This window comes from Rhizorhabdus dicambivorans (genome assembly GCF_002355275.1).
Taxonomy (GTDB): domain Bacteria; phylum Pseudomonadota; class Alphaproteobacteria; order Sphingomonadales; family Sphingomonadaceae; genus Rhizorhabdus; species Rhizorhabdus dicambivorans.
Window position 1 is genome coordinate 3281263 of the sequence record NZ_CP023449.1, and the last position, 19418, is coordinate 3300680.

Below are 19418 nucleotides of genomic sequence, written 5' to 3' on the forward strand. Positions count from 1 at the left end.
CTTGGTTCGGTCGCAGCGCTTAAGCGACGCGCATGACATTGTCGAGAAGCGGGAAGCCCTATTCGTCGAGGATATGCATCAGCATGGGGCGTCCGGCGATGCTCTGCGACCCGTCGAGCCGCTCCAGCGCATCGGCCACCGCCCGCTCGGGCCCGACATGGGTGACCATCACGATCAGCACATTGCCGTCCTCGGTCGCGCCGCGCTGGATCAGGCTCTCGATCGAGACGCCCGCATCGCGCATCGCGGCGGTGATCTCGGCCAGCACGCCGGGGCGGTCGGGCACGGTGAAGCGCAGATAGGCGCGGCCGCGACGGTCTCCGGCGGGCGCCGTCGCCGGCTTGGCGAGCGCCGCCACCGGCATGGCGAAAGCCGGGCCGGTCTCCCCACGCGCGATGTCGATCAGGTCGGCGACCACCGCCGATGCGGTCGGCCCCTCGCCCGCGCCGCGCCCCTGGAAGAACAGGCGGCCGACGAAATTGCCATGCGCCACCACCGCGTTGAGCGAACCCGAGACATGGGCGAGCGGGTGGCTGAGCGGGACGAGGCAGGGATGGACCCGCTGGAACAGCCCCTTGCTGCTCTCCTCGCCATGGCCGACGAGGCGGACGCGGAAGCCCAGCGCCGCCGCCTCGGCGATGTCGGCGGCGATGACATGACGGATGCCGGTGATCGCGATCGAATCGAAGTCGACCGCGGTGCCGAAGCACAGGCTCGACAGGATCGACAGCTTGTGCGCCGCATCCACCCCGTCGATGTCGAAGCTGGGATCGGCCTCGGCATAGCCCAGCCGCTGCGCCTCGGCGAGGACGTCGTCGAAGCTGGCGCCCTTCTCCTCCATTTCGGTGAGGATATAGTTGCAGGTGCCGTTGAGGATGCCGAAGACATGGCTGACGACGTTCGCCGCAGCACCCTCGCGCAGTCCCTTGATCACCGGAATGCCGCCCGCGACCGCCGCCTCATATTTCAGCGCGACGCCCTGCTGTTCGGCGATCGCCGCCAGTTCCAGGCCATGATGCGCGATCATCGCCTTGTTGGCGGTGACGAAGGGCTTGCCGGCCGCCAGCGTCTCGCGGGCCAGGGTCAGCGCCGGGCCGTCGGATCCACCCACCAGCTCGACCACCACATCCACGTCATGTGCTACGGCCAGCGTGGCGGCATCGTCGGCCCAGGCGAAGCGCGACAGATCGATGCCGCGATCGCGCGACCGATCCCGCGCGGAAACCGCCACCACCTCGATCGGCCGGCCGGCGCGGCGTTCGATCAGCGCCCGATTCGCGTCGAGCAGCTTGACCACCCCGGCGCCGACCGTTCCCAGGCCTGCGAGCGCCACCCTCAACGGTTGCGGCATGTTTACCCCTTTTTCGAACTCTCGCGCCGCTCCGTAGGGGGCGGCGCGGCCATCCGCAACGCTCCTGATGCCGTCGATCGGGTTTCCACGGCAGATTATCGTCTTTTCAATCACTTGCCCGAAACGACGGGAACGGCTTGGCCGGGCAGGCCGTTCTGTTCGCGTCCCATCTTTCGGACATATGAGAGGAGAAGATGCCATGGACGAGAATCGCCAGAGCGACAACCAGCGCAACGAGATGAGCCAGGACAAGCAGCCCGGCCAGCAGGACCAGCTCCGCCAGGAGCAGCTCGAACGGCAGCGCCAGAACCAGCAGCGCGAGCAGGGCGGCAATGCCGACCAGCAAGGCGGCAGCTCCGGCCAGCAGGATCAGCAGGGCCAGGGCTCGATGGATCGCCAGCAGAACCAGCAGCGCGGCCAGCAGTCCGGCCAGGCTGGCCAGTCCGATCAATATGATCGCAGCCGTCAGTCCGGCACGGATCGCGACGAACAGCGCTGATCCTGCTTCATCTGTAAAACCGACTGGGCGAAGGGGGCCATCCCGGCCCCCTTCGTTTTGCCGTCAGGCCAGCCGGCGATCCAGCGTCACCTCCGCATTCAGCAGTTTGGAGATCGGGCAGTTCGCCTTGGCGTCGTCGGCGATTCGGGCAAACTCGTCCTCGGCGATGCCCGGCACCCGCGCCGTCAGGCTGAGCGCCGACTTCGTCACCTTGAACCCCTCCCCCTCCTTGTCGAGCGACACCTTCGCCGTCGTCTCCAGCTCTCCGTCGCCATAGCCGGCCTTCGCCAGCGCGAAGCTGAGGGCCATGGTGAAGCAGGAGGCGTGGGCCGCGGCGACCAGTTCCTCCGGATTGGTGCCCTTGCCGTCCTCGAACCGGGTGTTGAAGCCATAGGGCTGGTCGTCGAGCACGCCCGACTGGGTGGAGACGTGCCCCTTCCCGTCCTTGCCGAGCCCCACATAACGGGCCGATGCGCTGCGTATGATCATATTCGCCTCCTCGATTGCTTCAGTGACGCCCGCCACAACGCATGACGCAACCGAACGCTACCGAGTGGCGTAATCGGGATTATCCGATATGGACGGAGCGATGATGACCAAGCTGACCCTTGCCGGCCTGACCCTGCTGATCTGTGGCGCGCTGGTCGCCGCCGCCTGCGCGCCCGTCCGCGCCTTCGACACGGTGATGCCGAAGGACAGCGAGAGCAGCAAGATCGCCTCGGACATCGCCTATGGCGAGGGCCCCCGCCGCAAGCTGGACGTCTATGCCCCGACCGGGGCCGGCAAGCGCCCGCTGCCGGTGATCATGTTCATCTATGGCGGATCATGGTCGGGCGGCACGCGCGAAGGCTATCATTTCGCCGCGCGGGCGCTGTCCGCGGCAGGGTTCGTGACCTTCGTGCCCGATTATCGGCTGGTGCCGGAGGTACATTTTCCGGGCTTCCTCGAGGATTGCGCCGACGCCGTCCGCTGGGTCCGCGCCCATGCCGCCGAATATGGCGGCGATCCCGATCGGATCGTCCTCGTCGGCCATTCGGCCGGCGCCTACAACGCCGCGATGCTGGCGCTGGATGGCCGGTTCCTGGGCGCCGACCGCGCCGCGATCAGGGGGTTCGCGGGGATGGCTGGGCCCTATGACTTCCTGCCCTTCAACGGCGATATCGTGAAGACCACCTTCGGCCGCTGGCCGCGCCCGGAAGAAACCCAGCCGATCCATTATGCCGACGCATCGGCGCCGCCGATGCTGCTGCTGCATGGCGGAGAGGACGGCACGGTGTGGCCGAAGAACGCGATCAACCTCGACGCGCGGCTGCGCTCGATGGGCGTGGATTCCACTCTCAAAGTCTATCCCGACCTGGGCCATGTCGGCATCGTCACCGCGCTGGCCAAGCCGTTTCGCGGTAAGACGCCCGTGCTGGAGGACATCACCGCCTTCGCCAGACGGGTGACAGCGAAGGAAGCGGCGACGCCGGCGAAGGTGGCGACGCCGGCGAAGGTGGCGGCGCGCTGATTTGCGTCGCCCCGGCGGAGGCCGGGGCCGTAGGAGGTTCTTGCTGCTGCGTTATCTCGCCCATCATGACGGCCCCGGCCTCCGCCGGGGCGACGCCCGGTTTCAGCGTTTCCCCGCCGCCCCGATCACCTCGAGCACCGCCTTGCGCTTGGGCGCCTCGGCGAGTGGCTGGCCGCTATATTCCTGAAGCCCGAAATGCATCGACGTGCCGATCGGGCTGGTCGAGTGGTAGATCATCAGCAGGTCGCCGAACTCCCGGTCCCAGCCGGTCATGAAGCGGCGATAGGCCTCGCCCATGCGCGGATCGCGGTTGAGGCGGGTCACAAGCGTCCGGTCCGGCCCGCTATAATTGGCGTGCTGCCCGCCTTCATAGGCGATGTAGCGCAGGCCCCGCGCATCGGCCGCTGCCTTGTAGCGGCGCGCCACCTCGAAGGTCGAGGCGATCGAGGCGTCGAGCTGCGCGAAGAGCGGGGTCAGGTCGCGGGTGTCGGCGGGCGGCTCGGCGAGCAGGGTCTGGCCGAAATAGACCGCGCTCGAAAGCGCATCGATGTGCCGGGCGGTGTCCTGGTAGGTCAGCGCGAACATGAAAGGATCGATCCAGGCATTCTGCCCCGACAGGATGCGGACGATCCGCCGGGGCGCATCGGCGAACACCCGTTCCCAGACCATGAAGCCCTCCACCGAGCGCTGGGCGTAGCGCCGCATCCGCGCCTCGTCGTCGGTGGCGCCCAGCTTCAGCCGCTTGCCTTCGGCCAGCGCCTGCTTGCCGGCGGGGAAATCGAGGTTCCACACCTCATTGCCGATCTCGACATAGGCGGTGCGCGCCGGATCGAGATGATCGTGCACATAGCGCGCGAACTTCTCCATATAGGTGGCATCGGCGTTCCACGGCATCACGAACCAGGGGTCGACCTTCGCCTGGTTGGCGAGGGCGACGAGATGCTCGACCGCGACGCCCTGCGGCCCCGCCTGGATCGTCGATGTCGGCAGGGTGCGGCGGGTCCAGTCGCCGGCGCGGTTCATGTTTGCCTGCATCCAGTCCATGAAGCGGACCGCGCGATAGGGCCGGACGCTGTCGACGAAGGCGGGATCGAACAGCAATTTCGGATCGGCATCGGCCTCGCGGCAATCGATGTGGCGGATCGGATCGACCGGATCGGTAGCGTCGATGCGGAAGAAGGCGGTCTCGACATCCTGCCGCCAGGTGAAGTCGATCCGGCCCGGACCGACCTGCGGCGCCACCATCGCGACGCCGTTGACCGTTCCCTGCCCGTCGAATCGGCAGCGTATCGCCAGATCGCCGCGCCGGCTGCGCGGCGGGCGGGTCAGCGACAGCGCGATCGATTCGCCCGGCAGCAGCCCATGGACGGTCCCGTCGGGATCGACACGGTTCGACGGCATTTCCGACCACACGCCGTTGCGGATGGAATTCCAGCCGCCGCCCGCCGCGAGGTTCATGAAGGCGCGCTCACGACTCCAGAAGGCGGCGAAGGAGAGGTTGATGCCATAGGTGGCGGGCTGGCGCGACAGCGGCGGTGCGGCGGTGGCCGGCGCCTCGACCGCATTGCCGGCGACGGGCTGATCCTTGCTGTAGCTGGTGATCCGCACCAGCCCCACGCACAGCAGCGCAACCACGACCAGCACCAGGATGCGCTTCATCAGCTTCCCCAAAATCCCTGGTCCTTCTCTATGGCCGGCCAAGGCGCTTTCCTAGCGCGATCAGCGGCCGCTCGAAATGGAAGGTGGAGATGTGCGCGGCGGCGAAGGTGGCGGCCAGCAGCAGCGGCCGCTTGGCATATTTGACGAGCCGATCGCCCGATCCCAGCCAGGTCGCATCGAACATCAGGTGAAAGATGTAGAGCGCGTAGGAGATGGTCGCGACATAGACGGCGGGGCGCGAGGAGAAGAGGCGCCGCATCGCATCGGGCGCGCTGAAGATCGAGACGCCGATCGCGGCGGCGGCGACATAGGACCGCAGATAATTGAGCCAGCCCGCCCGCTGCCCGGCCACTACCAGCACCAGCACCAGCAGGAACAGCGGCAGCCATTGGGGAAGACGCCGCAGCGCAGCGGCTGCACCGGGGCGGCCGCACAGCAACGCCATCGTCCCGCCCGCCAATATGTCGTCGATCCGCAGCCAGGTGACGATGCTCTCCTCGGCACCGGCCGCGATCCGGCCGATCGTCACCGCGATGCAGAGCGGCGGCAGCAGCCACAGCGCGCGCCGGCCGCCGAGCGCGACGAGCAGCGCGACGCAAATATAGAATTGCGCCTCGACGCACAGGCTCCAGAGATGCGCACCGCCCGGCATCAGACGCGGCGGCGGCAGGTTTGCCACGAACAGCAGATTGGCCGCGATCGTCCCCGCTCCCGCCCCGTTGGCCAGGGCGAGAAGCAGCATCGCGGCCCAGGCGAGCGGCACGATCCGGAACAGGCGGCGGCGCAGGAACTCCGCCACATCGGCGCGATCGAGCAGGAAACGGGTGATCAGGAAGCCCGACAGCGCGAAGAACAGCGCCATCCCGCCCACCGTCAGCGAACTGTTGATCCCCCAGCCATGCGGCCCCATCGGCAGCAGATGCCCGGCCAGCACGAACAGGATACTCGCCGCCCGCCAGCCGTCGAGGATATCGATCCGTCCCGATGCCATCCCATCCCCGCCATTCCCGCCCCCCTTTTGGCACGAGCATGGCAAAAGCCAAGCCTTGGGGCCTTGGCGCGCCCCGCCCGCCTGTTCTACAGATGTCCCCATGCTGACCACCCTGGCGATCCGCGACGTCGTGCTGATCGAGGCGCTCGATCTCGAATTCGGGCCGGGCCTCGGCACGCTGACCGGCGAGACCGGCGCGGGCAAGTCGATCCTGCTCGACGCGCTGGGGCTGGCGCTGGGTGTCCGCGCCGACAGTGGTCTGGTGCGCAACGGCGCCGCGCAGGCGATGGTTTCCGCCGGCTTCGATCTGGGCGCCGATCACCCGGCCTTCGCGCTGCTGTCCGAAAACGGGCTGGAGTTCGAGCCGGGCGAGGCGCTGGTGATCCGCCGAATCGTCAAGGCCGACGGCGGCAGCCGCGCCTTCATCAACGACCAGCCCGCGTCAGCCGCGACATTGCGCGAACTGGGCGGGATGCTGGTCGAGATTCACGGCCAGCATGACGACCGCGGCCTGATCAACCCGCGCGGGCATCGCGCCCTGCTCGATGCCTTCGGGCGGCTCGACGTCGCCGCGGTGGCCGCTGCCCATGCCGATTGGCGCGCCGCCCAGGAGGCGCTGGAGACCGCCCGCACCGATCTGGAGAACGCCGCGCGCGACCGCGAATGGCTCGACCATGCGGTCGAGGAACTGACCCGCTTCGCGCCCGAGCCCGGTGAGGAGGCGATGCTGGCCGCCGAACGATCGGACATGCAGAAGGGCGCGCGGCTGGCCGATGATATCGAGGCGGTGAACGCGCATCTCGAAGGATCGGAGGGCGGCCTCGCCGCACTGCGACAGGCGGCCCGCCGGCTCGACCGGATTGCGCCCGAGCATCCGTTGCTGGGGCAGGCACTGGAAGCGCTCGACCGCGCGGTGATCGAGGCGAGCGAGGCCGAGGACAGGCTGGCCGCCGCGGCCGAAGCGATGCGCTTCGATCCAGCCCGGCTGGAGACGGCCGAGACACGGCTGTTCGAGCTGCGCGCGCTGGCCCGCAAGCACCGGGTCGATCCCGACAACCTCGCTGCGCTGCGAGACGAGCTGAGCAGCCGGCTCGACCGGATCGAGGCGGGAGACGCGGGCATCGCAAAGCTCGAACAAGATGCTAGGTTTGCACGGCAAGCCTATGAAAAATCAGCAGAGATGCTGAGCAATGCCCGCCGCGCGGCGGCACAGCGGCTCGACCTGGCAGTGGCGGCCGAGCTGGCGCCGCTCAAGCTTGACGCGGCCCGATTCCGGACCCTGGTCGAGACGCTGCCCGAAAGCGGCTGGTCGCCCGCCGGCCGCGACCGGATCGAGTTCGAGATATCAACCAACCCCGGCGCGCCATTCGCTCCGCTGATCAAGATCGCCAGCGGCGGGGAGCTGTCGCGCTTCATCCTGGCGCTCAAGGTGGCGCTGGCGGAACAGGGATCGGCCACCACGATGATCTTCGACGAGATCGATCGGGGCGTCGGCGGCGCGGTGGCCGACGCCATCGGCGAACGGCTCAAGCGCCTGTCCAAGGACGCCCAGCTCCTCGTCGTCACCCACAGCCCGCAGGTCGCCGCGCGCGGCGCCAGCCACTGGCTGATCGCCAAGAGCCATGACGGGCTCGTTACCCGCACCGGGGTCCGCCCGCTCGACAGCGCGGAGCGGCAGGAGGAGATCGCCCGGATGCTCTCCGGAGCCGAAATCACCGCCGAGGCCCGCGCGCAGGCGATGCGGCTGCTGGAAGCTGCCTAACGAACCCGCCGGTTCTTCCGCCCGATCGCCAGGATGATCAGCGCGAAGGCGACGAGGCGCGGCAGATAGGCCCAGGCCCGCTCCTCGAGATAGGAATTGGCGAGCATGATAGCGCCTTGGGCAAGGCCCAGCAGCGCGAAGGCGATCGCGAAGGAGAAGAACAACTCGTCGCCGGTGCGGCGCCAGAAGCGGAGGAAGAACAGCCCGGCGAGCAGGAAGCCCAGCGTCACCGCCCCGGCAAGGAAATGCGCGAGCAGCATCAGTCCTCTCCATTCCAGATGAAGCCGAACAACAGGGTCACGACCGCAGCCAGGCTGATCAGCAGGCGGGGCACCTGCAGATCGACCGTCGGCGGAGTCACCACCAGATCGATCACCAGCACCAGATTGTTGATCGCCAGAAGCGAGAAACAGGCGGCGCTCCAGAAGAGCAGCGGCGCGCGCGAGGACCGGTAGCTGCGTCCCAGCATGCCGGCGCAGACCACGCTGGCCGCGAAGCTGAGCAGATAGACGACCGTTGGAAAATGGGCGACCATCAGTCCTTCCTTATCCTGAACGCGTCGGCAAAGGCCGTCAGCCCCGTCGTCGCGCCCGTGATGATGATTCGGCGCACCTTGTCGGGGGACCGCACGTAGAAAGCCGTGGATGCGTCGACCAGCGCTTTCAGGTCGGCCGAGGCGGGGCGGAGGCAGGCCTGTCCCGCACCGTCGAGCAGCAGGACGCCGGCGATGGTGAGTTCATCGATCGCCCGGTCGACGATCAGATCGCTGGCGCGCAGCGCGGCGACCAGTTCGGCACGTTCCCAGCCACGATCGCCCTCGCGTGCCATCAGCGAGACAAGTTCCAGCGACCACACCGACCGGAAGGTCGAGCGGATGAACGCGGCAAGGTCTTGATCTGAAGGCATTATAAGGGTGAGCTTCTGTTGATCCCGATCCGGCTCCCCACAGCCCTGCGCCAGGGTGGCCCCTGCGCAACGCCCTGACAAGCCGGAATCTTCGCCTTCGTGCGGGACGGACCGAAATGGATTCGAGGCGGGGCACCGCCATGGCGTGCCAATCGCGGGGAGAGGTTCAGGCTGGAGGCTCTATATCGGCGCCGCAAAGCGGAGAAAAGCCTGTGAAAATTTCGCGAGACACTCTCGGTTTACCGTTGCTATACAACGCTTCGCGGGCCGGGGGGCCGAGCGAGTGCAACTCTAAACGGGGGGGAGAACAGGGAACCCCAGAGTGAACGCCCATACCCCCCATGACGGCCTCGACCGCCGTCAATTGGTGTCCGCCCTCCGCAGCCTTCGGCGCGGTGATTTTTCGGTGCGCCTGCCTGATGATTTCGCCGGTACCGATGGCGAGATCGCGCAGCTGTTCAACGAAGTCGTCGATATCAACCGCCAGATTACCGATGAGCTGGGGCGGCTCTCGATCGTGGTCGGCAAGGAAGGCAAGATCACCCAGCGTGCGCGGGTCAAATCGGCGACCGGCGGCTGGGAAAGCGCGATCCGTTCGATCAACGAGCTGATCGAGGACATGGTGCAGCCGACCGCCGAGGTGGCCCGCGTCATCGGCGCGGTGGCCAAGGGCGATCTTTCCCAGGCGATGGCGGTCGAGATCGACGGGCGCGCGCTGCGCGGCGAATTCCTGCGCATCGGCAAGGTGGTGAACACCATGGTCGAGCAGCTCGCCTCCTTCGCCTCCGAAGTGACGCGCGTGGCGCGCGAAGTGGGCACCGAGGGCAAGCTGGGCGGTCAGGCGGTGGTGAAGGGTGTCGCCGGCACCTGGAAGGACCTGACCGACAACGTCAACCTGATGGCCGCCAACCTGACCGGCCAGGTCCGCAACATCGCCGAGGTGACCACCGCCGTGGCCTCGGGCGACCTTTCCAAGAAGATCACCGTGGAGGTGAAGGGCGAGATCCTGGAGCTGAAGAACACCATCAACGTGATGGTCGACCAGCTCAATTCATTCGCGTCGGAAGTGACCCGCGTCGCCCGCGAGGTCGGCACCGAGGGCAAGCTGGGCGGACAGGCGCGGGTGGAAGGCGTCGCCGGCACCTGGAAGGACCTGACCGACAACGTCAACCTGATGGCGGACAACCTGACCGGTCAGGTCCGCAACATCGCCGAAGTGACGACGGCGGTGGCCTCGGGCGATCTTTCCAAGAAGATCACCGTCGACGTGAAGGGCGAGATCCTCGAGCTGAAGAACACCATCAACGTGATGGTCGACCAGCTCAACGGCTTCGCCTCCGAAGTGACCCGCGTCGCCCGCGAGGTGGGCACCGAGGGCAAGCTGGGCGGACAGGCGCAGGTGCGCGGCGTCGCCGGCACCTGGAAGGACCTGACCGACAACGTCAATCTGATGGCCGACAACCTCACTGGCCAGGTCCGCAACATCGCCGACGTCACCACCGCCGTGGCGCGCGGCGACCTTTCCAAGAAGATCACCGTCGATGTGAAGGGCGAGATCCTGGAGCTCAAGAACACCATCAACACGATGGTCGACCAGCTCAACGGCTTCGCCTCGGAAGTGACGCGCGTGGCGCGCGAGGTGGGTACCGAGGGCAAGCTGGGCGGACAGGCACAGGTGCCCGGCGTCGACGGCACCTGGAAGGACCTGACCGACAACGTCAACCTGATGGCCGACAACCTGACCGGCCAGGTCCGCAACATCGCCGAGGTGACCACCGCCGTGGCGCGCGGCGATCTTTCCAAGAAGATCACCGTCGACGTGAAGGGCGAAATCCTGGAGCTGAAGAACACCATCAACGTGATGGTCGACCAGCTCAACTCGTTCGCCTCCGAAGTGACGCGCGTCGCCCGCGAAGTCGGCTCGGAAGGCAAGCTGGGGGGGCAGGCGCAGGTGGAAGGCGTCGGCGGCACCTGGAAGGATCTGACCGACAACGTCAACCTGATGGCCGGCAACCTCACCGGCCAGGTCCGCAACATCGCCGAGGTGACCACCGCCGTGGCGCGCGGCGACCTTTCCAAGAAGATCACCGTCGACGTGAAGGGCGAAATCCTGGAGCTGAAGAACACCATCAACGTCATGGTCGACCAGCTCAATTCATTCGCGTCGGAAGTGACCCGCGTCGCCCGCGAAGTCGGCTCGGAAGGCAAGCTGGGTGGGCAGGCGCAGGTGGAAGGCGTCGGCGGCACCTGGAAGGACCTGACCGACAATGTGAACGCGATGGCGGCCAACCTGACCGGCCAGGTCCGCAACATTGCCGAGGTGACGACGGCCGTGGCGCTGGGCGACCTTTCCAAGAAGATCACCGTCGACGTGAAGGGCGAGATCCTCGAGCTGAAGAACACCATCAACACGATGGTCGACCAGCTCAACAGCTTCGCCTCCGAAGTGACCCGCGTCGCCCGCGAGGTCGGCACCGAGGGCAAGCTGGGCGGACAGGCGCAGGTGCGCGGCGTCGCCGGCACCTGGAAGGACCTGACCGACAACGTCAATCTGATGGCAGACAACCTCACTGGCCAGGTCCGCAACATCGCCGACGTCACCACCGCCGTGGCGCGCGGCGACCTTTCCAAGAAGATCACCGTCGACGTGAAGGGCGAGATCCTCGCCCTCAAGGACACGATCAACGTGATGGTCGACCAGCTCAACGGCTTCGCCTCGGAAGTGACCCGCGTCGCCCGCGAAGTGGGTACCGAGGGCAAGCTGGGCGGGCAGGCGCAGGTGCCCGGCGTGGGCGGCACCTGGAAGGACCTCACCGACAACGTCAACCTGATGGCGACCAACCTGACCAATCAGGTGCGCGGTATCGCCGACGTGGTGACCGCGGTGGCGCAGGGCAACCTCAAGCGCAAGCTGACCGTGGACGCCAAGGGCGAGATCGCGGCGCTGGCCGAGACGATCAACTTCATGATCGACACCCTCTCCACCTTCGGCGACCAGGTGACCAACATGGCCCGCGAGGTGGGCATCGAAGGCAAGCTGGGCGGCCAGGCGCGCGTGCCCGGCGCCGCCGGCCTGTGGCGCGACCTGACCGACAACGTCAACGCGATGGCGACCAACCTGACCAACCAAGTGCGATCGATCGCCGATGTGGCGACAGCGGTGACCAAGGGCGACCTTACCCGATCGGTCGCGGTGGAAGCGTCGGGCGAGATGGCCGCGCTGAAGGACAACATCAACGAGATGATCCGCAACCTCAAGGAACAGACCTTGAAGAACGCGGAACAGGATTGGCTCAAGACCAACTTGGCCCGCTTCTCGCGCATGCTGCAGGGCGAACGCGACCTGACCACCGTGTCCAATCTGATCATGTCGGAACTCGCGCCGCTGGTGAATGCGCAATATGGCGTCTTCTATGTCGCCAAGCGCGAGGCTGACGAAACCGTCCTGGAACTGGCGGCGAGCTATGGCGCGGAAAACCGCGAGGAGCTGAAGCGCGAATTCCAGCTGCGCGAAGGGCTGGTCGGCCAGGCCGCGGCCGACAAGCGGCCGATCCTGCTCAAGAACGCGCCTTCGGATTTCATCCGGATCGGATCGGGCCTGGGCCATGCCGCGCCGTCCAACGTCAACATCCTGCCCGCCCTGTTCGAGGATGACGTCAAGGCGGTGATCGAGCTGGCGTCGTTCAGCGATTTCAACGAGACCCACCAGACCTTCCTCGACCAGCTGATGGAGTCGGTCGGCATCGTGCTCAACACGATCGCCGCGACGATGCGCACCGAGGGCCTGCTCAAGCAGTCGCAGCTGCTGACACAGGAACTCCAGGCCCGCCAGACCGAATTGACCACCAAGCAGGAGGAACTGCACGCCACCAACGAGGAGCTGCAGGAGAAGGCGCAGCTGCTGGAAAATGAGAAGAAGCAGGTCGAGGCCAAGAATCTCGAGATCGACATGGCCCGCCGGGCGATCGAGGAGAAGGCCGAGCAGCTGGCCCTCACCTCCAAGTACAAGTCCGAATTCCTCGCCAACATGTCGCACGAGCTGCGCACGCCGCTCAACTCGCTGTTGATCCTGTCGAAGCTGCTGGCCGACAACCCGCAGGGCAACCTCAACGAGAAGCAGACCGAGTTCGCCCGCACCATCCACTCGGCCGGATCGGACCTGCTGAGCCTGATCAACGACATCCTCGACCTGTCGAAGATCGAATCGGGCACCGTCTCGATCGAGATCGGCGACATGCCGATGGGCAGCCTGAAGCTGCACATGGAGCGGACCTTCCGCCAGCTCGCAGCCGACAAGAATCTCGACTTCCGGGTCGAGTTCGACCAGGCCCTGCCCGCGTCGATCCGCACCGACGAGAAGCGGCTCCAGCAGATCGTGCTCAACCTGCTGTCCAACGCCTTCAAGTTCACCGCCCATGGCAGCGTCACCCTGGCGGTGCGCAACGCCAAGGCGGGCTGGAGCAGCAGCAACCCCGTTCTGCGCAACGCCGACGGGGTGATCGAGATCGCCGTGACCGATACCGGCATCGGCATCCCGAAGGACAAGCAGAAGCTGATCTTCGAGGCGTTCCAGCAGGCCGACGGCACCACCAGCCGCAAATATGGGGGCACCGGCCTGGGCCTGTCGATCAGCCGCGAGATCGCCCGGCTGCTGGGTGGCGAGCTGCAGGTCCGCTCAAACCCCGGCGAGGGATCGACCTTCACCCTGTTCGTGCCGACCCATACCGTTGCCCCGGCCACCACCGGAGAGGGCACGCCCGCCCGCTACGACAATAGCGGCGCCAATGTGCCCAGCGCGCTCCCCGCGCCGATGGAGGTGACCGACGATCGCGAGGCACTGGGCGACGCGCCGTTCGTCCTGATCGTGGAGGACGATCCGACCTTCGCCTCGATCCTGCTCGATGTCGCGCATGAGGCGGGGCTTAAGGGCGTTGTCTCGACCGCGGGCGCCGGCACGCTTGCCACCGCGCGCAAGATGCAGCCGCACGCGATCACCCTCGACCTCGGCCTCTCTGACATCGACGGCTTCGTCCTGCTCGATCTGCTCAAGCATGATCCGCAGACGATGGACATCCCGATCCACGTCATATCGGGTGCCGACCGGCTGGCATCCGCCCATTCGCTGGGCGCGGCGGGCGTGACTGAGAAGCCCGCCTCCCCCGACGCCCTGAAATCGGTGTTCGAAGGGCTGCTGGCCCGGATCGACAGCGAGCCGGCACGGCCGCCGCTGACCTTGATCGAGGGCAGCGATCCTGCCCCGACCCTGCGGCCGGTGCCAGAACTGGCTGGTGCCAGGATCCTGATCGTCGACGACGATATCCGCAACATCTACTCGCTGACCAGCGTGCTGGAGAGCTACGACGTCCAGGTGCTCCACGCCGAGCGCGGCGCCGACGGCATCCTGATCCTCGAACAGACCCCCGGCATCGATATCGCCCTGATCGACATCATGATGCCGGAGATGGACGGCTATGAGACGATGCAGCAGATCCGCGAGCGACCGCAGCTCGCCGAACTGCCGCTGATCGCGGTGACGGCCAAGGCGATGAAGGGCGACCGGCAGAAATGCCTCGATGCCGGCGCGTCGGACTATATCGCCAAGCCGGTGGACATCGAGCTGATGCTGGCACTGCTCCGGGTATGGATCGCGAGATCCCGGGCCTCGTCCGCCGGCGCGCTCGAACATTCGGCGGCCGAATGAGCCCGGCCCGCAACGACCGGCCCGTGCCGAAACTGCCCGGCCTCACCCCCGCCCCGGCCGACGAGCGCGCCCGCATCCTGATCGTCGATGACGACGAGCGGAACCTGCTGGCCCTGCGCACGGTGCTGGAGGAGGTCGCCGACGTCGTCCTTGCCAGATCGGGCGAGGAGGCGCTGCGCCACCTGCTCAAGGGCGAGTTCGCGGTGATCCTGCTGGACGTCTTCATGCCCCAGATGGACGGCTATGAGGCCGCCCAGATCATCCGCCAGCGCGAGCAGACCAAGCGCATCCCGATCATCTTCCTGTCGGCGGTGAACAAGGAGACCGAGCATCTGATCCGCGGCTATTCGATGGGCGCGGTCGACTATGTGTTCAAGCCGGTGGAACCGATCGTGCTGCGATCGAAGGTCGGCGTGTTCGTCGATCTCTACCAGATGCGTCGCGAGATCCAGCGCAAGGCGGCGGCCGAGCAACAGTTGCTGGATGAGAATCTGCGCGCCAATGCCGAACTGCTGCGCACCGAGCAGGAGCTCCGGCTGGCCGAACAGCGCCAGCTGGCCATCATCGAATCGCTGCCGATCATCCTCTATCTGGAAGCCCCCGACGCCGCGCCGCGCATTCCCAAATTCGTCAGCGGCAATTTTCAGCATGTGACCGGCTATGATGTGGAGGAACTGCGCCGCCAGCCGACCCTGTGGCAGGACCGGCTCCATCCCGACGATCGCGAGCGGGTCGACCAGGCCTATCGCGACCGGGCGAGCGACGGCAGCTTCGCGGTCGAATATCGCTGGCGCGCCGCCAATGGCGAATATCGCCACTTCCTGGATCAGGCGGTGCTGCTGCGCGATGCCGATGGCGCGCCGGTGGAGTTCGCAGGAACATTGCTGGACGTCACCGACCGCAAGGAGCTGGAACTGCAACTGCTGCAAAGCCGGAAGATGGATGCGATCGGCAAGCTCACCGGCGGCATCGCGCATGATTTCAACAACCTGCTCGCCGCCATATTGGGTGGGCTGCGGCTGATCGAGCGGCGCATCTCGCTGGACGAGGACCAGAGCAGGATCATCGGCATGACCAAGCATGCCGCCGAACAGGGCGCCGAACTGGTCGCGCGGCTGCTGTCCTTCGCGCGGCGGCAGAAGCTGGAACCCGCGCCGATCCAGGCCGACGTGCTCGCCGCGTCGGTCCGCGATCTGCTCGCCCATACGCTGGGCGGCATCGTCGAACTCAAATGGAACAGCGCCAAGGCGGTCTGGTCTGCCTTCGCCGACCAGACCCAGCTGGAGCTGGCGCTGATGAACCTGATCATCAATGCCCGCGACGCGATGCCGCAGGGCGGCACGATCAGCGTCAGCGCCCGCAACGACCGGATCATCCACGATCCGGGCGGGATCGCGCCGGGCGACTATGTGGTGTTCGAGGTCGCCGACGAGGGCGGCGGCATCTCGCCCGAACTGCTTGAACGGGTGATGGAGCCTTTCTTCACCACCAAGCCGGTCGGCAAGGGCACCGGCCTCGGCCTGTCGATGGTCTATGGCTTCGCGCAGCAATCGGGCGGCACCATCCGCATCGACAGCCGGGTGGGCGAAGGCACCCGAGTACAGATTTGGCTGCCCCGCGCCCGCGCCGCCGCGCGCGCCGCCGCGCCCAAGACCGACGCCACGACCGCAGCCATGGCTCCGGGAGAGCGCTTTTCGATCCTGCTCGTCGACGACCATGAGGGCGTGCGCGCGACCACGGCGGCGATGCTGAGCGACGCAGGCCATGCGGTGACCACGGCCGGAGACGGCCGCGAGGCGCTCGATCTGCTCGACGGCGAACTGGCGATCGACCTGTTGCTGACCGACTATGCTATGCCGCAGGTCTCCGGCAGCGAACTGGTCCGCCGTGCGCGGGGTGGCCGGCCCGACCTGCCGGCGGTCATGATCACGGGCAATGCGGAAGCGGTGGACAGCGCCGATCTCGCCTTCGGCGTCCTGACCCTGGCCAAGCCGTTCACCCCAGACCAGCTCGATCAGGCGATCCGCGCCGCGGTGGCGCGGCCGGCGGAAACACGGGTGGCCTGAACGCGATCACCGGGGCATCATGCCGGCATGAGGACCATCGGCCTGATCGGCGGTATGAGCTGGGAAAGCTCGGCCGAATATTATCGGATCATCAACCGCGAGGCGCAGCGGCGGCTGGGCGGCGTCCATTCGGCGCGCAGCCTGATGCTGTCGGTCGATTTCGGCGAGATCGAGAAACTCCAGCATGACGGCGACTGGGAAAGCCTGACCGCCGAGATGATCGAGGCGGCCCGAGCGCTCGAACGGGGCGGTGCGGATTTCATCGTTCTGTGCACCAACACGATGCACCGCATGGCGGACGAGATGGCGGCGAGCGTCGCCATCCCCCTGCTCCACATCGTCGATCCCACCGCCGCGGCGCTGAAGTCGGCGGGCGTGGCCCGGGTCGGCCTGCTCGGTACCGCCTTTACGATGGAGCAGGATTTCTACAGGGGCCGACTGGCGGGCCATGGCCTGCAGGTGCTGGTGCCCGAGGCCGGCGACCGCGCGACCGTCCATCGGATCATCTATGAGGAACTGGTGAAGGGCGAGGTTCGCGAACCCTCCCGTACCGCCTATCGCGAGATCATCGCCCGGCTCATCGAGGCGGGAGCGGAGACGATCATACTCGGCTGCACCGAGATCATGCTGCTGGTGCGGGAGGAGGATAGCGCCGTGCCGCTATTCGACACGACCACCCTGCATGCGCTGGCGGCGGTGGATAAAGCCTTGGCCTGACGATCGGCCGCATGACCTTTTGCGATTGAGGGCTGCCGGCTTGTCTCGACGATGCAGGCCCGTCGGCGCTAAACAACGCCCATGACCACCGAATCCGAAGCCGCCGAACGGCTCGCCTTCCTCGCCGCCGAGATCGCGCGGCACAATGCGCTCTATCATGGCGAGGATGCGCCCGAGATTTCGGACGCCGACTATGACGCGCTGATGCGCGAGAACAATGCGCTGGAGGCGGAATATCCGCACCTGATCCGCGCGGATTCGCCGTCGAAGCTGGTTGGCGCCACGCCCTCGGGGCATCTCGCCAAGGTCGCTCATGCGCAGCCGATGCTCAGCCTCGACAATGCCTTTGCCGACGAGGACGTGACCGAGTTCGTGGAGCGGGTGCGCCGCTATCTGAAGCTGGGCGACGGCGAACCGGTGGCGCTCACCGCCGAACCCAAGATCGATGGGCTGTCCTGCTCGCTGCGCTACGAACATGGTGTGCTGGTGCTGGCGGCGACCCGCGGCGACGGCACGACCGGCGAGGACGTCACCGCTAATGTCCGCACGATCGACGACATTCCGCAGCGGCTGAAGGGTGCCGATCTGCTCAGCGAACCGCCCGCCGTGTTCGAGATTCGGGGCGAGGTCTATATGGCGAAGGCGGATTTCGCCGCGCTCAACGCCCGGCTGCTCGCCGAAGCGGAGGACCCGGCCAAGGCGCGCCAGTTCGCCAATCCGCGCAACGCCGCCGCTGGGTCGCTGCGCCAGAAGGATCCCTCGGTGACGGCTTCACGCCCCTTGCGTTTTCTGGCGCATGGCTGGGGCGAAGTCTCCGCCCTCCCCGCCGACACCCAGAAAGGCGTGATCGACGCCATTGCAGCCTGGGGCGTCCCGGTCTCAGACGATTTCGTCCGCATGGATGGCGCGGAACAGGCGCTCTCCCATTATCGCGCGATCGAGGCGAAGCGTGCCGACCTGCCCTTCGATATCGACGGTGTCGTCTACAAGGTCGACCGGCTCGACTGGCAGAAGCGGCTCGGCTTCGTCGCCCGCGCGCCGCGCTGGGCGATCGCGCACAAATTCCCGGCCGAAAAGGCCCAGACCCTGCTCAACGACATCGACATCCAGGTCGGCCGCACCGGCAAGCTGACCCCGGTGGCGCGGCTGGAGCCGGTGACGGTGGGCGGCGTCGTCGTCACCAATGCGACGCTCCATAATGCCGACGAGATCGGCCGCCTCAACGTGTGGCCGGGGGACCGGGTGGTCGTCCAGCGCGCCGGGGACGTCATCCCGCAGATCGTCGAGAATCTGTCGCGCGACGAAGCGCGCGGGCCATGGCCCTTTCCCGAGACCTGCCCCGAATGCGGATCGGCGGCCGAGCGGGAACCCGGCGAGGTCGATTATCGCTGCACCGGCGGGCTGATCTGCCCCGCCCAGCGGGTCGAGCGGCTGCGCCATTTCGTTTCGCGCCACGCACTCGACATCGAGGGGCTGGGCATCACCAATATCGAGAATTTCTTCAGGGACCAGCTCGTTCAGTCTCCGGCCGACATTTTCAAACTGACGAAGGAAACCCTGCTAAGTCGTGAACGTTGGGCCGAAATTTCAGCCAACAATCTGATTGCCGCGATCGATGCCAAACGCAATCCGCCGCTCGACCGCTTCCTGTTCGCGCTGGGCATCCGCCATGTCGGCGAGGTGACCGCACGCGATCTGGCCCGCCGCTATCGCAGCTGGGACGCGCTCAAGACGGTGATCGATCGCGCGATCGAAGCGCGCGACGCGGCGGTGCAGGCGGTGGGGGAACCCGACGACAAATATGCGGTCCGCATTGCCAAGGAACTGGCGGCGATCATCGAGACGCCAGGCGTAGGCCCCGAAGTGGCGCTGGCGCTGATCGACTTCTTCGCCGAGCCGCACAATCAGGAGGCGGTGGCCGATCTGCTGTCGCAGCTCCAGCCCGCCGACGTGATCCACGAGACGCGGGCTTCGGCGGTGAGCGGCAAGACAGTGGTGTTCACCGGCACGCTTGAGACGATGTCGCGCGACGAGGCGAAGGCCCAGGCCGAGGCGCTCGGCGCCAAGGTGGCAGGATCGGTGTCGGCCAAGACCGACCTGGTCGTCGCGGGGCCGGGCGCGGGATCGAAACTGAAGAAGGCGAGCGACCTGGGTGTCGAGGTGACCGACGAGGCGGGCTGGGGCGCGATCGTGGCGGCGGCGGGGTGACTTTCCCCTCCCGCAGGCGGGAGGGGATCAAGGGGTCGGAAGTCCACC

At 66.9% G+C, this 19418-nt stretch carries 14 protein-coding genes; 7 read left to right on the forward strand and 7 right to left on the reverse strand.

Translation table 11 applies throughout. The features are described from left to right. Nucleotides 1-58 precede the first annotated feature (58 nt). Nucleotides 59-1351: a homoserine dehydrogenase gene (locus CMV14_RS15525; protein WP_066969450.1), complete on the reverse strand. Its 1293-nt coding sequence runs from the start codon at nt 1349-1351 to the stop codon at nt 59-61. A gap of 199 nt (nt 1352-1550) precedes the next feature. Here CMV14_RS15525 and CMV14_RS15530 point away from each other — a divergent pair, with 199 nt between their 5' ends. Beyond that, nucleotides 1551-1850 (forward strand): hypothetical protein, encoded by a 300-nt coding sequence (locus CMV14_RS15530; RefSeq protein WP_066969452.1) that lies wholly within the window; start codon nt 1551-1553, stop codon nt 1848-1850. A 63-nt stretch (nt 1851-1913) separates the two neighbouring features. On the opposite strand, the gene CMV14_RS15535 is transcribed toward CMV14_RS15530, so the two are convergent. Next, nucleotides 1914-2339: an OsmC family protein gene (locus tag CMV14_RS15535; protein ID WP_066969464.1), complete on the reverse strand. Its 426-nt coding sequence runs from the start codon at nt 2337-2339 to the stop codon at nt 1914-1916. A 103-nt stretch (nt 2340-2442) separates the two neighbouring features. On the opposite strand from CMV14_RS15535, the gene CMV14_RS15540 reads away from it, so the two are divergent. Beyond that, on the forward strand, nt 2443-3360 hold the full coding sequence (locus tag CMV14_RS15540; protein WP_096367860.1) for an alpha/beta hydrolase: 918 nt from the start codon (nt 2443-2445) through the stop codon (nt 3358-3360). A gap of 102 nt (nt 3361-3462) precedes the next feature. Here CMV14_RS15540 and CMV14_RS15545 read toward each other — a convergent pair whose 3' ends face one another. After that, nucleotides 3463-5019 (reverse strand): hypothetical protein, encoded by a 1557-nt coding sequence (locus CMV14_RS15545; RefSeq protein WP_238147057.1) that lies wholly within the window; start codon nt 5017-5019, stop codon nt 3463-3465. Between the two features lie 28 nt (nt 5020-5047). Beyond that, a complete protein-coding gene (locus CMV14_RS15550) occupies nt 5048-6010 on the reverse strand; it encodes an acyltransferase family protein (RefSeq protein WP_066968359.1) in 963 nt (320 codons plus the stop codon). Nucleotides 6011-6110: 100 nt separating this feature from the next. Here CMV14_RS15550 and recN point away from each other — a divergent pair, with 100 nt between their 5' ends. Then, complete coding sequence (gene recN / locus CMV14_RS15555) at nt 6111-7772, forward strand: DNA repair protein RecN (protein WP_066968360.1); 1662 nt, start codon at nt 6111-6113, stop codon at nt 7770-7772. Here the strand turns inward: recN and CMV14_RS15560 are convergent. From CMV14_RS15560 to CMV14_RS15570, 3 genes are read right to left on the reverse strand one after another with little or no spacing between them, the layout of a single operon-like run. After that, on the reverse strand, nt 7769-8032 hold the full coding sequence (locus tag CMV14_RS15560) for a DUF5985 family protein (protein WP_066968362.1): 264 nt from the start codon (nt 8030-8032) through the stop codon (nt 7769-7771). The genes recN and CMV14_RS15560 overlap by 4 nt on opposite strands. Continuing rightward, a complete protein-coding gene (locus tag CMV14_RS15565) occupies nt 8032-8307 on the reverse strand; it encodes a DUF5985 family protein (RefSeq protein ID WP_066968364.1) in 276 nt (91 codons plus the stop codon). The genes CMV14_RS15560 and CMV14_RS15565 overlap by 1 nt, the downstream gene beginning before the upstream one ends. Further along, nucleotides 8307-8678: a hypothetical protein gene (locus CMV14_RS15570; protein ID WP_066968366.1), complete on the reverse strand. Its 372-nt coding sequence runs from the start codon at nt 8676-8678 to the stop codon at nt 8307-8309. The genes CMV14_RS15565 and CMV14_RS15570 overlap by 1 nt, the downstream gene beginning before the upstream one ends. Before the next feature lie 322 nt (nt 8679-9000). Between CMV14_RS15570 and CMV14_RS15575 the strand changes: the two genes are divergently transcribed. The 4 genes from CMV14_RS15575 to ligA all read left to right on the forward strand — a co-directional run bounded on the left by CMV14_RS15575 (nt 9001) and on the right by ligA (nt 19370). Continuing rightward, the gene (locus CMV14_RS15575) at nt 9001-14379 is read left to right on the forward strand and encodes a HAMP domain-containing protein (protein ID WP_066968368.1); all 5379 of its coding nucleotides are present in this window, start codon (nt 9001-9003) and stop codon (nt 14377-14379) included. Continuing rightward, on the forward strand, nt 14376-16445 hold the full coding sequence (locus CMV14_RS15580) for a response regulator (protein ID WP_066968430.1): 2070 nt from the start codon (nt 14376-14378) through the stop codon (nt 16443-16445). Before CMV14_RS15575 ends, CMV14_RS15580 begins: the two co-directional genes overlap by 4 nt. A 27-nt stretch (nt 16446-16472) precedes the next feature. Next, nucleotides 16473-17162, forward strand: a complete 690-nt coding sequence (locus CMV14_RS15585) for an aspartate/glutamate racemase family protein (RefSeq protein ID WP_066968370.1) — start codon at nt 16473-16475, stop codon at nt 17160-17162. An 81-nt stretch (nt 17163-17243) separates the two neighbouring features. Further along, nucleotides 17244-19370, forward strand: coding sequence for an NAD-dependent DNA ligase LigA (gene ligA / locus CMV14_RS15590; RefSeq protein WP_066968371.1), 2127 nt, complete (start codon nt 17244-17246; stop codon nt 19368-19370). Nucleotides 19371-19418 lie beyond the last annotated feature (48 nt).

What these genes read in the sequence shown, in the direction of transcription:
- CMV14_RS15535 (WP_066969464.1), bottom strand. Translation starts at nt 2,339, where the DNA reads ATGATCATACGCAGCGCATCGGCCCGTTATGTGGGGCTCGGCAAGGAC.
- CMV14_RS15565 (WP_066968364.1), bottom strand. Translation starts at nt 8,307, where the DNA reads ATGGTCGCCCATTTTCCAACGGTCGTCTATCTGCTCAGCTTCGCGGCC.
- CMV14_RS15545 (WP_238147057.1), bottom strand. Translation starts at nt 5,019, where the DNA reads ATGAAGCGCATCCTGGTGCTGGTCGTGGTTGCGCTGCTGTGCGTGGGG.
- CMV14_RS15525 (WP_066969450.1), bottom strand. Translation starts at nt 1,351, where the DNA reads ATGCCGCAACCGTTGAGGGTGGCGCTCGCAGGCCTGGGAACGGTCGGC.
- CMV14_RS15580 (WP_066968430.1), top strand. Translation starts at nt 14,376, where the DNA reads ATGAGCCCGGCCCGCAACGACCGGCCCGTGCCGAAACTGCCCGGCCTC.
- CMV14_RS15585 (WP_066968370.1), top strand. Translation starts at nt 16,473, where the DNA reads ATGAGGACCATCGGCCTGATCGGCGGTATGAGCTGGGAAAGCTCGGCC.
- ligA (WP_066968371.1), top strand. Translation starts at nt 17,244, where the DNA reads ATGACCACCGAATCCGAAGCCGCCGAACGGCTCGCCTTCCTCGCCGCC.
- CMV14_RS15550 (WP_066968359.1), bottom strand. Translation starts at nt 6,010, where the DNA reads ATGGCATCGGGACGGATCGATATCCTCGACGGCTGGCGGGCGGCGAGT.
- CMV14_RS15570 (WP_066968366.1), bottom strand. Translation starts at nt 8,678, where the DNA reads ATGCCTTCAGATCAAGACCTTGCCGCGTTCATCCGCTCGACCTTCCGG.
- CMV14_RS15540 (WP_096367860.1), top strand. Translation starts at nt 2,443, where the DNA reads ATGACCAAGCTGACCCTTGCCGGCCTGACCCTGCTGATCTGTGGCGCG.
- CMV14_RS15530 (WP_066969452.1), top strand. Translation starts at nt 1,551, where the DNA reads ATGGACGAGAATCGCCAGAGCGACAACCAGCGCAACGAGATGAGCCAG.
- recN (WP_066968360.1), top strand. Translation starts at nt 6,111, where the DNA reads ATGCTGACCACCCTGGCGATCCGCGACGTCGTGCTGATCGAGGCGCTC.
- CMV14_RS15560 (WP_066968362.1), bottom strand. Translation starts at nt 8,032, where the DNA reads ATGCTGCTCGCGCATTTCCTTGCCGGGGCGGTGACGCTGGGCTTCCTG.